This window comes from Roseovarius sp. MMSF_3359, from assembly GCF_030733385.1.
Taxonomy (GTDB): Bacteria; Pseudomonadota; Alphaproteobacteria; order Rhodobacterales; family Rhodobacteraceae; genus Roseovarius.
This window is the reverse complement of sequence record NZ_JASHJC010000013.1, coordinates 44,601-59,589: the sequence shown is the minus strand read 5'-3', so window position 1 is coordinate 59,589 and position 14,989 is coordinate 44,601. Positions and strand designations below refer to the sequence as shown.

The 14,989-nt window shown below is 59.9% G+C and carries 12 protein-coding genes; 10 read left to right on the top strand and 2 right to left on the bottom strand.

Going from position 1 to position 14,989, the window contains the following annotated elements:
• Position 1 precedes the first annotated feature (1 nt).
• Positions 2-415: a universal stress protein gene (locus RBB29_RS17320; RefSeq protein WP_306115601.1), complete on the top strand. Its 414-nt coding sequence runs from the start codon at positions 2-4 to the stop codon at positions 413-415.
• Between the two features lie 78 nt (positions 416-493).
• On the opposite strand, the gene RBB29_RS17315 is transcribed toward RBB29_RS17320, so the two are convergent.
• Positions 494-1,408 (bottom strand): LysR family transcriptional regulator, encoded by a 915-nt coding sequence (locus RBB29_RS17315; RefSeq protein WP_306115602.1) that lies wholly within the window; start codon positions 1,406-1,408, stop codon positions 494-496.
• Positions 1,409-1,513: 105 nt separating this feature from the next.
• On the opposite strand from RBB29_RS17315, the gene RBB29_RS17310 reads away from it, so the two are divergent.
• The 8 genes from RBB29_RS17310 to RBB29_RS17275 all read left to right on the top strand — a co-directional run bounded on the left by RBB29_RS17310 (position 1,514) and on the right by RBB29_RS17275 (position 11,928).
• Entirely contained in the window at positions 1,514-2,407 is an 894-nt protein-coding gene (locus RBB29_RS17310) for a dimethylarginine dimethylaminohydrolase family protein (RefSeq protein ID WP_306115603.1), read from the top strand.
• Positions 2,408-2,512: 105 nt separating this feature from the next.
• The gene (locus tag RBB29_RS17305; RefSeq protein ID WP_306115604.1) at positions 2,513-4,108 is read left to right on the top strand and encodes an ABC transporter substrate-binding protein; all 1,596 of its coding nucleotides are present in this window, start codon (positions 2,513-2,515) and stop codon (positions 4,106-4,108) included.
• 201 nt (positions 4,109-4,309) lie between these two features.
• Positions 4,310-5,341: a LacI family DNA-binding transcriptional regulator gene (locus RBB29_RS17300; RefSeq protein ID WP_306115605.1), complete on the top strand. Its 1,032-nt coding sequence runs from the start codon at positions 4,310-4,312 to the stop codon at positions 5,339-5,341.
• Between the two features lie 88 nt (positions 5,342-5,429).
• Positions 5,430-6,527: a hypothetical protein gene (locus RBB29_RS17295; protein ID WP_306115606.1), complete on the top strand. Its 1,098-nt coding sequence runs from the start codon at positions 5,430-5,432 to the stop codon at positions 6,525-6,527.
• A gap of 9 nt (positions 6,528-6,536) precedes the next feature.
• The gene (locus tag RBB29_RS17290) at positions 6,537-7,157 is read left to right on the top strand and encodes a hypothetical protein (RefSeq protein WP_306115607.1); all 621 of its coding nucleotides are present in this window, start codon (positions 6,537-6,539) and stop codon (positions 7,155-7,157) included.
• The gene (locus tag RBB29_RS17285) at positions 7,150-8,601 is read left to right on the top strand and encodes a trimethylamine methyltransferase family protein (RefSeq protein WP_306115608.1); all 1,452 of its coding nucleotides are present in this window, start codon (positions 7,150-7,152) and stop codon (positions 8,599-8,601) included. The genes RBB29_RS17290 and RBB29_RS17285 overlap by 8 nt, the downstream gene beginning before the upstream one ends.
• 265 nt (positions 8,602-8,866) lie before the next feature.
• Positions 8,867-9,814: a cytochrome-c peroxidase gene (locus tag RBB29_RS17280; RefSeq protein ID WP_306121193.1), complete on the top strand. Its 948-nt coding sequence runs from the start codon at positions 8,867-8,869 to the stop codon at positions 9,812-9,814.
• Positions 9,815-9,819: 5 nt separating this feature from the next.
• Positions 9,820-11,928, top strand: a complete 2,109-nt coding sequence (locus tag RBB29_RS17275) for a bifunctional diguanylate cyclase/phosphodiesterase (RefSeq protein WP_306115610.1) — start codon at positions 9,820-9,822, stop codon at positions 11,926-11,928.
• Positions 11,929-12,061: 133 nt separating this feature from the next.
• Here RBB29_RS17275 and RBB29_RS17270 read toward each other — a convergent pair whose 3' ends face one another.
• The gene (locus RBB29_RS17270) at positions 12,062-13,543 is read right to left on the bottom strand and encodes a PLP-dependent aminotransferase family protein (RefSeq protein ID WP_306115611.1); all 1,482 of its coding nucleotides are present in this window, start codon (positions 13,541-13,543) and stop codon (positions 12,062-12,064) included.
• Between the two features lie 132 nt (positions 13,544-13,675).
• Between RBB29_RS17270 and RBB29_RS17265 the strand changes: the two genes are divergently transcribed.
• Positions 13,676-14,986 carry a uroporphyrinogen decarboxylase family protein gene (locus tag RBB29_RS17265; protein ID WP_306115612.1) on the top strand — a complete coding sequence of 437 codons (1,311 nt, stop codon included), beginning with the start codon at positions 13,676-13,678 and terminating at the stop codon, positions 14,984-14,986.
• Positions 14,987-14,989: the final 3 nt, after the last annotated feature.

Below are 14,989 nucleotides of genomic sequence, written 5' to 3'. Positions count from 1 at the left end.
GATGGCAACGAAGATACTTCTGCCCATTGATCATACGGATGAGCGGTCCTGGAAGGCGGCCCTCCCGGCGGCGTTGGATCAGGCCCGGTTCCATGGGGCCGAGCTCCATGTCGTGTCAGTGATCCCCGAGATCATCCTGCTGCCCAACTTGCCTGCGAATTACGGTGCGGGTGCAAAGGATCACGTCCGAAGCGCGGTTCAGGTGATCCTGGATCATAATGACGCCTCCGGCCTCGAAATCCATATCGAGGAAGGCAGCGTCTATCGCGAGATCCTGAAACTGGCGCATAGGGAAGGCTTTGACATGATCGTCATGGCCTCTTCCAAGGGCGATTTTCCGAATTATGAAATCGGTCCAAACCTCGCGCGTGTCGTGCGCAATGCCCATTGCACAGTGATGGTGATCCGGGGGTAATGGGCGGCGTTCTGCACCCGTAAGAATTCAGGGTGATCCGGCTCTCCAAGGATCGGGTTGCCCAAAGATTGGCGTTATTCACGCCTCGGTCATGGCGCAGTCACCCACCAGATCCCGAAAGGTCTGAGACACAAGATTAAGTGCCGCACCGCGTTTCGTGACCAGTTTGATTTCCGACGGCTGATCGAACGCGCCGGCCCCGACCGGCGCCATCTTTCCCTCGCGCACCCAGACTTTTGCAAAGTGCTCTGGGAGGTAGCCGATGAACCGACCCGTCAGGATTAGATGGGCAATGCCTTCGATCTGATGGGCGACCGCGGCGGTCTTGAGGTCCCGCGAAATCGGCGCCACGTCGCGTTCTTTCAGGTAAGCGCGCTTGGCATATTGCGTCTGCCGCAGGATTTCCTTGATGACTGACGGATCACTCTGACCAAAGAGCGGGTGCCCCCGACCGCAATAGAGGTCCATCTTTTCCCGGCCGATCGGATCATAGACCAATCCGGGTTTGTGTTTGTGAAAGACGCCGATGCCAAGAGATACCCGCGCGTCCTGCACGGCGAGTTCGATATCATCCGGCGCAAGCGAGAAGAGTTCGATGGTGACGTCCGGTGCGCGTTCGGTGAACCGGCTCAGTGCCTTGGCAAAGGGCGATGTGTCGTTGAAAACCCAGTTGTCGATAACGGCAATGGCCAAGTTGCCCATGAGCCGCCCCCGGGAGCCATCTATCGTCTCGCTGAATTCCCGCACCGACGCAAAAAGCCGCTGTGCCGCGCGGTAGACCACTTCGCCCTTTTCCGTGAGGCGGAAACCGGACCGGCCACGCTGGCACAGTTTCAGGCCCAGCCGTGTTTCGAGGTTGGTGATCTGTCGTGAAATGGTCGATGCGGACACGTTGAGTTCGATCTGGGCGGCGGAAAAGCCACGGGCGTCGACAACGGTCTGGAAAACGTGAAGCAGGTGCAGATCGGCCTTTGAGAGGGATGGTGGCAGCATCAGTTAGATGTATAAGTTTGCAAGTGACGTTTTGTATTTTGTAGTTTAATGCAATGAAATCTTCCGTCAATCTCGGACCTGTCAGCCAATGCCGGGAGATTGACCGTGAAAGACCAGGTAAAACCGCCGTCCCGCTGGGGCATCACCAATGATTACGCCAAACTGAATGACGTGCTTCTGGGCAAGCCCGAGTATTTCCGCTGGGTCGAGGCGGGGCCGCTGATCGGTCGGACGTTGGCCAATGCCGACAAGACCGGCCATCGGTTTGATCTGCAACTGGCCATGAAACAGCATGCCGAGATGGTGTCGATCTACGAAGAGAACGGCGTCACCTGTCATTACCTTGAGGCCGACGAGGTCCTGCACCGGAATTTCTTTGCCCGCGACAGTTCCGCCATGACGCCCTGGGGGCCGCTTGTCTGTCATATGCAGCTCAAATGCCGTCGCGCAGACTATGCGACGGTCATCAAGTTCTACCAGGAACATGGCGTGCCGATCTGGCAATTCGCCACCGCGGGGCATTTCGAAGGCGGCGATTTCAACATCATCGAACCGGGCCGGGTGTTGATTGGCTATTGCGGGGAGCGGTCGGAAAAGGAGGGCAGTGAGCAGGTGGCCGAATTTGTCCGCGCCGAAGGCTGGGAAGCAGTCGTCGCACCGATCAGCCGCGAGTTCGTGCATATGGACGGGCTGATCGTGCCGTTGGCGGAAAAACTGGCGGTTGCCTGTGTCGATGCGATGGAGCCGTGGCTTGTCGAGATCGTGCGCGGCTGGGGCATTGAGATTGTCGAAGTCGAGTATCGCGAGGCAAAGAACCTCGGGGTGAACTTGGTCGCGCTGGGCGATGGCAAGGTTTTGTCGATGGCGGGCGCCGAAGATCTGAACGCCAAGATGCGCGCACTTGGTTTCGAGGTCTATGATCCGGACATGTCGATGTTCACGCTGGGCGGTGGCGGTGTGCATTGCCTCAGCCAGGCGCTCTGTCGTGAGGATGCGTAACCGCCAGAAGTGCAAGAAAGCCGGAATCAGGATATAGAAGTGCTACGTTATCCGTATGATTGAGTTTGAGCAGCTCGTTTCGAAAACAATATCAGGGAGAATGAAATGGAAGCTCTAAAAAGCCTAAAGAACCAATTGACGTCCCGGCGCATTTCGCGGCGCAGTTTCATGCAGCAGGGTTTGGCTGCCGGGGTGAGTGTATCGGCGCTGACAATGGCGGCCGATCAGGTGCACGCGGCGACGCCGAAGAAGGGCGGTCATCTGCGCGTTGCCCGGGGGCACGGCGCCTCGACCGATATTCTCGATCCCGGTGTGATCGAAAACGGCTACACCATCGGCCTCGCCCTTGGAGGGTACCAGGGCTACATGACGCAGATCGGGGCCGATGGCAGTCTGGAGCCGTCGCTTGGCGAATCCTGGGAGGCGTCGCCCGATGCCAAGACCTGGACGTTCAAGCTGCGTGACGGGGCGGAATTCCACAATGGACGCTCGGTCAGCGCCGATGATGTGATCGCGTCGATCAACCACCACCGGGCCGAGGATTCGACCTCCGCCGCCAAGCCGCTTGTGTCGGCCATCACCGACATGCGCGCGGATGGTAAGGGCATGGTGGTCTTTGACCTCGAAGCGGGCAATGCGGACTTCCCCTTTATCCTGAGCGACTATCACCTCGCCATCATGCCCGCCAATGAGGATGGCAGCATGAACTGGCAGGACAAGGTCGGGTGCGGGTCCTACAAGCTCGACGGTTTCCAGCCGGGCATCAGCGCCACGCTTTCGCGCCATGAAAATCACTGGACCGATGAGGTTGCGCATTTCGATACGGTCGAGGTTCTTGCGATCATCGACCAGAACGCCCGCACCACCGCGCTCGTTTCCGGCGATGTGCATGTGATTGACCGGGTTGACCTCAAGACCGCCGCCCTGCTGGGCCGCAAGCCTGGCGTGAACCTCAAGACCGCCACCGGGACGTTGCATTATTCTTTCCCGATGCTGTGCGATACCGCGCCCTACACCGACAACAACGTCCGTCTGGCCGTGAAATACGCGATCAATCGGCAGGAGTTGGTCGAGAAGATCCTGTTCGGCTACGGCGAGGTCGGCAACGACCACCCGATCGGGTCGGGTCAACGGTTCTTCAACACCGAGCTAGAGCAGCGCCAGTACGATCCGGACAAGGCGAAGTTCCACCTTAAGGAAGCGGGTCTCGATTCGCTGGCGATCACGCTGCACGCTTCTGACGCGGCCTTTGCGGGGGCGCTGGATGCTGCGGTTCTGATCCAGAACTCGGCCAAGGGCGCGGGCATCGACCTCAAGGTCAGTCGCGAGCCCAATGACGGTTTCTGGTCCGATCACTGGATCAAATCGCCCTTCATCACGAGCTACTGGAGCGGACGTCCGGTGGAGGATCAGATGTTCTCGACCACCTATCAGACCGGCGTTTCCTGGAACGAGTCGCGCTGGTCGCATGAGCGGTTCGACAAGCTCCTGCTCGAAGCGCGGGCCGAGTTGGACGAGACCAAGCGTCGCGACATGTATTTCGAGATGCAGAAGATCCTGAACGAAGAGGGTGGCTCGGCGATCCCGATGTTCGCCTCCTACGTGTTTGGCGTGACCGACGATGTTGGCATGCCCGATCAGGTCGCAACCAACTGGGATCTCGATGGCGAACGCTTCATGGAGCGTTGGTGGCTCAACTAAGCGCGCCTGAGAACCTCCAAAAGACCAAAGCGCCGGCCAAGTGTCGGCGCTTTTCTCGTTTTCGCTAAACGCAGTCGCCTTCTGCGAGGCAGCGGTGGCTTCGGAACACGACAGATCCAGCAAACGCAGCAGAGTTCACAATCGCGACCTCGCTGCTATGGTCGTGCGGCAGAGAGACCGGCAAACCAGGGTACGCATTTCATGGCACGAACGAAACGAGTGACGCTTCGGCAGGTCGCGGAACATGCCAAGGTCTCTCCGATGACCGTGTCCAATTTCGTGAATGGCCGGTTCGACCTGATGACGCCGGAGATGCGCGAAAAGGTGGGGCAGTCGGTCAAGGTGCTGAACTACCGGCGTAACTTCGGGGCGCACCTTCTGCGGACGTCCAAACATTGGTCGATCGGGATCATCGTGGTGGATGCGTCGGATCAATACCTCTCTGACGGATACACAACGCAGATCATCGCGGGGGTCAGCAACACCCTGAACGCAAACGGATTCTCGGTGATGTTGCAGGGGGTTAAACCGGATGCGTTCGAGACCTCCAACATGCTCACCAACCTGCAGACGGACGGGTTGTGTGTGTTGCTGTCGGGCTCCGAGGTGCAACGCGCCCGACAGTTCGAGGCGATCCAGGCATTGCAACAGCCGACCGTCTTGTTCCTTGAAGCCTTCGAGCAGAAATCTGATCTTTTGTGTTCGGTCATGCAGGATGACGAGGCGGCGGCACAGCGCCTGGCGCGGCGGGTTCTGGCGCGTGGACCAAAATCGGTGCTGATCGTGACATCGGGTGAAAACGAATGGGCTGCGGTCAATCGGCGGGTGGCAGGCATCACCGGCGAAATCGACTCTGCCAGGACAGTGGAGGCGCTGGATATCATCACCGCTGGAGACGGTCGTCAGCACGATGTGATCCAGGCGTTGGAAGCCTATGTGGCCGCAAATGGGTATCCCTCGGCCATCATGTGCATCAATGACGAGATTGCCCTTGGCGTGCTCAAGGCGCTTACCCTCGCGGGCAGGCGCGTCCCCGAGGAGACCAGCGTGACCGGCTTCAACGCCTTTGGTCTGCACGACATTACGGCGACCGCCCTCACCACGATGCAGTCCCCGGCCTATGAAATGGGCTGCATTGGTGCGCGTGAAGTGCTGCAAGCCCTTGAGAAGGGGGCGTTCTCACAAGATGTCATCACGTTGCCGGTCGACTTGATCGAAGGCGACACCGCCTGACGTGCCGGTTTTGGTCGGGTATGTGTTGAACCCATAGATTTTATCGTTACAATAAGGATAATCTTTGGTTCTTCGGAGGATTCCCGACATGGAAGATGGGACGCACGATCTCGCCCGGGCGGTTGCGGGTGCGCAAAATCTGCTGCGCCATTGTGTTGAGCTGAAGACGGCGCAGACCCTGCTTCTGGTCGAAGAGGATCGGCAGATCGACTATTTCGACAATGCCGTGGCGGATATCATTGCCGGGCAGGCGCGTGAGTTGGGGGCGACGGTTCTGCGGTTTGCAACGCCGCGGGTTGATGGACCGGACGCTGTACCTGAGGCATTGACCTCGGCGATGACGCATGTCGATCATACCGTCTTTCTCAACCGAATTGGCGATCAGATGCGGTTCCGGTCCTTGCCGGGCGAGGGGACCAAGACGATGGTTTACACGCTCGACGTTGACACGCTGGCGTCGCGGGCCGCCGGATACGATCACCGGTTGATGCAGCGCCTTGTGGCGTTGTTCAACCAAGCCCTAGAGGACAAGACCGACTGGCACATCACCTGCCCGGCGGGCACGGATGTTTCGGGTCAGATGCCCGCGCCGGAGCCGGTTTCGGAGGTCGATGGCGGATTTGCGGTGCGCCTCTTTCCGATGTCGGTGCACAAGCCCATTCCGGCGGACACGATGGTGGGCAAGATCGTGTTGCAACGCTGGGTGACGGGGACCAACACCCATGCGTATTCGCCCGAGGTTCATTTCCTTGATACGCCGATCACGGTGGATGTCGAAAAGGGCCATGTCGTGGACCTGCAAGGCGCTGCCCCCGATGTTGCCGCGTTTCGCGCCCATGGACGGATGGTGGCCGACAAGTTCGGGTTGGATGAAACCCTGATCCATTCATGGCATCACGGGCTGAACCCCGGCACCGGCTATTTCGCCTCTGCCGGGCAAGATCCCGTGCGGTGGAACGGGATGATCTTCGGCTCGCCACGTCACCTGCATTTCCATACCTGCGGGGATTACCCGCCTGGCGAGATAAACTGGCACATTCTTGATCCGACGGTGCGTTTCGATGGTGAGGTCTTTCTTGAGGCCGGGCAGGTTGCGTTCTTTGAAAGCGCCGCCGCGTCAGACCTCTTGCGGCACTACGGTTTGGGCGCAGAGGACATGGCGACCCATCAGGACATAGGTGTGTAAGGAAAGCCAATGACCAATCCCATCAGTTGGCTCAGCGATGATGGCCCTTCGCCAGATATCCTGACCGAGGAGATGCGCCGCGACGTCTGCCGCGAAGACGGCACGCTTCATCGTCTTTATCAGGCGCTGGCACCTTGGCCGTCCGCGATCGTGCCGGTCCACAAGTTCTACCAGGCGATCCTGCATGCGCCGGACGCCCCTCTAGACCTGCACAGCGCGGAGTTCGTCGCAACCCATGTGGCGATCCTGAATGATTGCGCCTATGCGCGGGCGCATCACGGTGCAAATTACTGTGCGACCGCCCCTGATCGTGCAGCGGCCGAGGCCGAGCTGGCCGCATTGGCGCGCAATGATCTGCAATCGGAGGCCCTGTCAGACCGGCAGCGCGCCATCGCGACCTATACGCGCAAATTGAGCCAGACGCCCGAGGCGATGCGCCGGTCGGATGTCGAGGCGCTTGCGCAGGGGGGGCTGCGCGCCGATGAGATCCTGCACGTCAATCAGATCGCCGCCAGCTTCGGGTATTGGACGCGGATGATTAACGGGCTGGGCATCAGTCTTGGCGATGAAGACGTAGGCCTTGGTGCCTCGACCCTCGCCGGTATCACCGGGGGGCAGATGGATGGCTGAGCTTGCGGCTCGGCGCCCGGGGCGGCGCAAAAGCTCGCGCGCCGCAAAGCTGAACCGAAAGGCGCATATCGCTGACATGACGCGCCTCAAGGATCAGGCGCTGCGGCTGCGGCTGGTGGACCAGCAGCAGGTGACGATGATCCACGATGCGGTGCTGAAAATCCTGTCGGAGATTGGCGTCGTGCTCGAGCATGAGGCCACCCGGGCCATGCTGATCGCCGATCACGGGTGCCGGTTGGGCGATGACGGTTATCTGCGGATGCCGCCGGATCTGGTCGAGCGCGCGCTGGGAACGGTGCCTCCGGCCATCCGGCTTTATGATCTGAACGGCAACCTCAAGGTCGACACCTCCAGCCGCGTCACCGCCTATTGTCCCGGCCATAACTGCGTGCGGGTTCTGGACTGGCGGACCGGCACGCTGCGGCCTTGCACCTTGCAGGACATTCGTGAGACGGCCCGGCTTTGCGAGGCGCTGCCCAACCTCAGCATGTCGTGTTCGCTGGGGTATCCCGGCGATATCCCGGCCGAGGATGAAGCGGTCGAAACCGTCAGGACCCTTTTTGCCCATTGTACCAAGCCGGCGGCGATCCTGGCCCATGACGAGCATATTCAGGCCCGTATCCTGTCGCATCTGTCCGAGCTTGTGGGCGGCTATGGCAACCTGGCCGACAAACCCGTGGCGCTTGAGCTGATGGGGCCGATTTCCCCACTGCGCCTGCCGGGGGAGTTTTGCGAACGTATCATCAACGCCGCGCGGCACCATCTGCCGATCGTGTGTTATCCGGCGACCTTCCCGGGGATGTCGAGCCCGATCAGCGTCGCCGGTGCCATCGCGCAATCCTCGGCGGAGGCGATAGCGGGGATCGTCATTCATCAGCTCACTGAACCGGGCGCGCCGATCATGAGCGGCTCGGCGGTCTTGCCCATGGACATGCGGCAGGCCGATCTGGCCTATGGGGCGCCCGAATACATGCTGAACGGGCTCGGGGCGGCGGATTACTTTTCGTTCATCGGCGTGCCGTCCTGGGTCGGGGCCGGTTGCTCGGATTCCCATGCGTTCGACGCGCAGGCCGCCGCGGAGGCGGGCGCCAATATGGCCATTGCCGCGCTGGCGGGGACACCCTTCGTGCACAATCTGGGTTTCTTGTCGGGCGGCAGGACCGGATCGCTTGAAATGCTGGCGCTTTGTGACGAATTGATCGGCTGGAGCAACCAGATGGCCGCCGGCTGCGCCGTGGACGCTGATGCGGTTGCCTTTGACGTGGTGAAACGCGCCGCGCCGGACAATTCGTTCCTCACCGATCCGCATACGCAGGACAGGTATCTTGGCGAAAACTGGTATCCGGCGATGTTCGAACGCTCCGATGCCGAGGCCTGGCTTGAAAACGGCGGCGTCGATCTGCAGGCCCGGATCAGGGGAAAACTATCGCAAGTTCTGGATTGAATTCAGCCCGGTGGTTCCGGGACCAGGCGCGCCAATAGACGTCTGAGAATTCCCTGTCCTGCCCCGGCAACGTCAACGCGCACGGGTTCAGGTCCTGTACTTTGGCAAATGAAATTTGTGTTGATTTGTCGATAAACAATGTCCGCCGGGAAACGCTTCGTTAGCGCGTTTGTTGAACTTTGCTCGTGGCGATCGCGGGCGAAGAAAGAGTTCATCGCATATGTACAAGATCTTGATTGGTTTGGTTTTTGTTGCCGGTCTCCTGGTGGCTCCCGCCATTTCATCTCAACACGACATTCGGAAGGATTTCGAACGCCCAGCACGTATCGAATTTCCTGACGCATCCCCCTATTCGCCGCAAATCGCCGCCTTGGGAAAGATGCTGTTTTTCGATCCGCGTCTGTCCGGCGCGCAAAACATGAGTTGCGCCACGTGTCATAACCCATCTTTCGGGTGGGAAACGCCGGTCGCCCGTGCCATTGGCGCGCTGAACCAGCCGCTGGACCGTCATGCGCCAACGGTGGAAAACCTTGCCGAAGCGCCCGCGCTCTTCTGGGACGGACGCGCCGCGACACTCGAAGAACAGGCGGTTGGCCCGATCACGCATCCGAAAGAGATGAATGCGACACTGGAAGAGGTCGTCAGCCGTTTGGGCGGCATCGCGACCTACAGACGATTGTTCAACGTGGCTTTTCCGGGCGAGGGATTGTCCCGTGACACCGTTTTGCGCGCGATCGCAACCTACCAGCGGACGCTGCGGTCGGGGTGGTCGTCTTTTGATGACTGGGTGCAGGGGGACGATGCCGCGATTTCTGAGGCGGCGAAGCGTGGATTTGACCTCTTTGTGGGCGCGGCGAATTGCGCGGGTTGCCACAATGGGTGGGCCTTTACCGATCACGGTTTTCACGCTGTCGGTATCCCGAGTGGCGATCCGGGGCGCGGCGCGATTGACCCGGACAGCATGGGGATGTTCAAGACGCCGGGCCTGCGGAACGTGGCCCTGCGCGCGCCCTATATGCACGATGGTTCCATCGCCACTTTGCGCGGGGTGCTTCGGCATTACCAACGTGGTGGTGTGGGCACCGCCCGTCGCGATATGTCGATCGCTCCCCTCGATCTGACGGAGGACGATATTCGAGACTTGCAGGCATTTCTCGAGTCGTTGACAGCCCATGATCCGCATGTCCGCGCCCCGGCCTTGCCAGCAGAGTAAGTCGCATGTTCCTGTCAGTCACACACAAGATCCTCGGGCCTATCGCGCTTCTCATCGCAATCGGTGCCGCGACGACGGCCTTGATTTCCCATGAAGCCGTCCGCGCGCATGATGACCTGCAGTCGCAGGAAGAACGCGCCTATGAATTCCTCTTCTCGGTCGAGCGGACCCAGAAGGCGCTTGTGGCGATGGAAGAATTTTCCAACGGCATTCTCAGTTTCAACCGCGTTGTACCGGCGCCGACGGTCGCAACGCGCTACCAGTCTCTTCTTGAGACGCTGGAGACGGATATTCAGGCCATTGAAAACCTGGCCAACGAACCTGCCGTCGTTGAATCACTCACCCGGTTTTCGGGCGCAGTCGATGCCTGGCGGCAGGAGCTGGAGATCGCGCTTGGACTGACCGCCCGAGCGGCCATCCCGACACGCATCCGGCTGGACCAATTGCGGCACCGTGCCGATCATGCCTTGGCAGAGATCTATGGCACTGCCAAAACCGGTGCTTTGACCCGATCAAGCATGAAAAGTGAAAGCTACAAGGCGCGGGTGAATACGATTTTTCATACGATGATGGCGATCTTTGCGGTCTTCGGGTTCTTCTTCCTGCTGTTCGGCAGGCGCCTGACGCGCTCGCTTGGGCATGTTGCGCGATCGATGGAACGCATCAGGAAAGGCGATTTTGATCCAGGTATCGAACGGGAGTTCAGCAAGGACGAAATTGGCAACATCGCCCGCGGTGTGCAAGCATTCGGCGAAACCCTCAAGGCGCTCACGAAGGCGAATGAGCGGGTGAAGCACCTGGCGATGCACGATCAACTGACGGGCCTGGCGAACCGGCGCGCGCTGGAAGAACATCTCGGGGCGATGATCGCCGGACGTACGGGCGAGACCGGTAGAGCGGCGCTCTTTCACATTGATCTTGATCGATTCAAGCAGGTGAACGACATGTATGGCCACGCGGCGGGCGATGAAATCCTGCGCCATGCGGCCCAGGCGATGAAGACCAAGAGGCGGCCTGACGATCTGATCGCGCGGATCGGTGGTGACGAGTTTGTCGTTGTCCTCAAGGAGGTCGAGTCGGAGGAGGTTGCTGCGGGAATTGCCGAACGGATGATCGCATCAATCTCGTCACCGATCGAGATCTGGAACGACGTCGTCAATGTCGGTGCCAGTATTGGCATCGCATTTCTTGACGGGGCCGAAGCCGATATCGAGCGTATTTTGGCCAACGCCGACATGGCGCTATACATCGCCAAAGGCGCGGGGCGTGGGCGCTACTCCTTCTATTCGGCGGAGACCCGCAGGCAGTTCGAAACCGATATGTCTCTTTTGCGGGAGCTGCGCACGGGCCTGGAAAACGGTGAGATCATTGCCTATTTCCAGCCGCAGATTGATGTGGCGAACAACAGGCTCATCGGTTTCGAAGCCCTGGCGCGTTGGGCCCATCCGACCCGTGGCACCCTTGGCCCGGGCCATTTCCTCAGCCTTGCTTTTGACAACGGTCTTGGGGACCGGTTGTCGGACATCATCGTTCGTGAAGCCATCAGTGCACTCCGGGATTGGCGGGGCAAGGGGCTCGACATTCCTTGCGTCAGCGTCAATTTCGCCGCCAAGCAACTGCGCGATAATGGCCTGACCGAATACCTGGATGATGCGCTGTTCCAGGCGGGCCTGTCGCCCGACGATATTACCATCGAAGTCCTTGAAAGTGTGCTTTTCGGCGATGACGCCGATCCGGCGCATGCCACGATCTCGCAACTGAAGCGCCGCGGCTATCGCATCGAGCTTGATGATTTCGGGACCGGCCATGCCTCGATCTCGAACCTGCGCAAGTTCCGGGTGGATGGGGTCAAGCTGGACCGGGTTTTTGTCACGGGTGTCGACAGCGATCCCGAGCAGGAGATGATCCTGCGGACACTGATTGATCTGTGCCGAAATCTTGGAATCGGGTGCCTCGCGGAAGGCGTGGAGACGGATGCGGAACGCTCCAAACTCCTCGCGCTCGGATGTTCGAGGATCCAGGGCTATGCCGTGGCCAAGCCGATGGCACGGAACGAGGTCATTGATTGGGTGAGATCGCGGGAAGGGCCACGGCAACGTCCCGAGGCAGTCTAAGCAGGCGTCACGCCGTTCTGTCCTATTGAGTGGGCTTAAATGTCCGGCTTAGCTCGTGGTCGTCACCCCAAGGGGTTCTGCCTTCGATAAACGCTCTGCTGGCGTCGGCCAAACCGACTATCATCGGACAGCCTCAAAAATGCGTGCGCAGGGTTTCCGACATTCGTTTCACCAGCCGCGGTGTCTTCTTTTCGCTTACGCCCGAGAATCCTAGGACGAGCGCGGCGCGGTCCGGCGCGCCGATCGAATAGACCGACAAGGGCAGCGAATCGATCCCATCATCGAGCAGGATCCGATGCGCCGCCTGATCGTCCATGCCGCGCGGCAGCCACGCCAGCATATGCATGCCGGCATCGGTTGGTTGCGGCGTGAGCAAGCCGTCGCAGTCGCGCACAAGGCACTCAAACAGGCGATCGCGCCTTTCGCGATAGATCCGCCGCATCCTGCGGATATGCTCGACGAAGCGGCCGTTTTCCATGAAATCAGACATCGCCTTTTCGGTCACGGCAGAGGTGCCCTGACCAAGCAGGGTTTTGGCTCTGGCAAAGGTCTCGACCATGTTGCGCGGCACCACGACATACCCAAGCCGGATCGCGGCGAACATGGATTTGGAAAATGTGCCGACATAGAATACCCGGCGCTCACTATCGAGCGCGCTCAGCGCCGGCAGCGGTCGCCCGCGATACCTGAATTCACTGTCGTAATCGTCCTCGATGATCCAGGCATCGTTCATCTTGGCATAGTCGAGCAGGGCCAGTCGCCGCGCCAGGCTCATCGTCGTGCCAAGGGGCTGTTGGTGTGAGGGCGTCGTGAAGATCATCCGGGGTTTTGGGTGTTGTCTCACCGCGAATTCAAGGTCCATGCCTTCCGCGTCGATGGGAACGGGCGCCACGCGCGCGCCCATCATTTGCATGATGTCACGTCCGGCGATGTGACCGGGGTTCTCGTACCAAACGGTATCGCCCCGGCTCAGGAGGACCAAGGCGATCAGCACAAAGGCTTGCTGCGCCCCGGAGGTGATGACGATCTCATCGGGTTCGACATCGAGGCCGCGCGCGTCGGTCAGGTGTTTGGCAATCGAGTTGCGTAGGGCTTCGCTGCCCTGAACCTCGCCATAGCTGAGATAATGCCTGTCGGCGTCGAAGCTCGCTTCCTGCACGAACTTGTTCCACAGCTTCACGGGAAAGAGATCCAGGGCCGGCACGCCCGGGCGAAACGGATCTGTTGCGCCATGCCGGGCGCTTGCATGTGACGACAGTATCGGCGCAGCGCGTGGAGGAAGTGGCACATTGCGGTCCAGAATGGCGCCCTTCTTTCGCGTGAGTTTCGGCGTCTGTTCCAGTTTGAGCGCCTCGGTCACATAGGTTCCCGATCCCGTTTTGGCCTGAACATACCCCTCGGCAAGTAATTGTTCGTAAACGGATTTCACCGTGATCCGCGACACGCCGAGGTCACTGGCAAGTTCACGGGTCGAGGGCAGTTTCTGCGAAGACCGCAGGGTGCCGTCGAGGATCAACCGCCGTAGCGCCGCATCAAGCTGACGATAGATGGGCACGGCACTTTGGCGGTCGATATAGATCCCCCGCAACAATGCCCCGCCCGAACGCTTGACCATGTGAAATCTCCAAATGGGTCTATAGTTTCTGCAATAATGGGTATACGGTGGCTTTCCACTTTTGAATAGCCTGCGGCGTAGTCAAGACGTGCGGTTCGGCATGTCGCCAAGAAACGGACAGGGTGGCCGACAATGGCAAAGATCGAAGATTACGCTTTTCCGAAGGGCCTGGAGCTCTTGCAACGCTGGCAGGCTGGTGATCCCGCGGCCAAAGAGGAAATCAGGGATTTCTTTGACGCGGCCATTGCCGGGAAGTTTGACGACAACTTCAAACGCCGCGCACCCGCGAACCAGGTGCATTCGACGGCCTCGGTTCACATGCTCGGCCTTGCGCTGCTGCATGATCTTTATGCCATCGAGTCGCACGACTATTACCATCACGACCCGTACCGCTATGTCCGCAGCAATCTTGCGGTCAGCCGCCTTTTGGGCATCAGCAAGTTTTACATGACCTGGGCGCTTTACGCCTGGACCTGCGAACCGCTTGGCCAGACGATGATGTACCCGGACAAATTCCCTCCCGGCGCGGACCCCGACGCCATCCTCATTACCAAGGACAATTGGCGCGAATTGGGGACGCCTGATTTCACGACCGGCGTTCCCGCCGCGATCGACGCCATCCTGAGCGTCACGCAGGAACTGACGGGTATCGCGCCGCTGTTGCAGATCTCCGCGCCCTACAGCCTGGCCGCGGATATCTATGGGCAGGAGCCACTTCTGGCCGATGTGGTGAATGAGCCCGATACGGTCAACGCGCTGCTTGACCACCTTGGGGATGTGGTCCTGGGCCCCTGGATGGATCATTTCTTTGGGAAATTTCCCGACGGTTGGGTGGAGCTTTCGGATGCCTCCGGCTCGCCCTTCTTTATCGGCCCGGACAATTGCCAGACCATGTCGATCCGCTCGATCCGGCACATGCTGCGTGACAAACCTTATGCGGACCGGGTCTTTGACAATAACTATCGCGGTGATTTCGTGGCGGAGGTCAAAAAGAAGGCTAGGGCGTCGCGCAGGCGGCGGGCGGTCCCCAATGGCGACGGTGCGGCGGATCGCGGCAAGCTGCTTGAGTTGACCGACGCCAAGGTCAGCGTGAACCCGCTTTTCATCATGCGCCTGGAATCCGACAAGGTCGATATCTCGTTTTACGAAGAGCAGGCGATAGAGCGGAACATGCCCCTGACTGTCGGGATCGGCTCTCCGGAGATTGATCGCAACAGCATCGAAGACCTTCCGGCGGCCAAGGCGGAGGCGACCGAAAAGGCGCGCGCGCATGTGGCGGCGATCAAGCGGGTTTGTGAATCCGTCGATCTGCCCGAGGACAATCACGTGGGGCAGTCCTGGCCAAGTCATATCTATTTCGAGGACGTCAACGGCCAATCGCAGTTTGAGCTGGTCGAATTGATCCTAAAGGAGGTTCGCGACTGTCCGCCGATAGGCAGCTAGTCC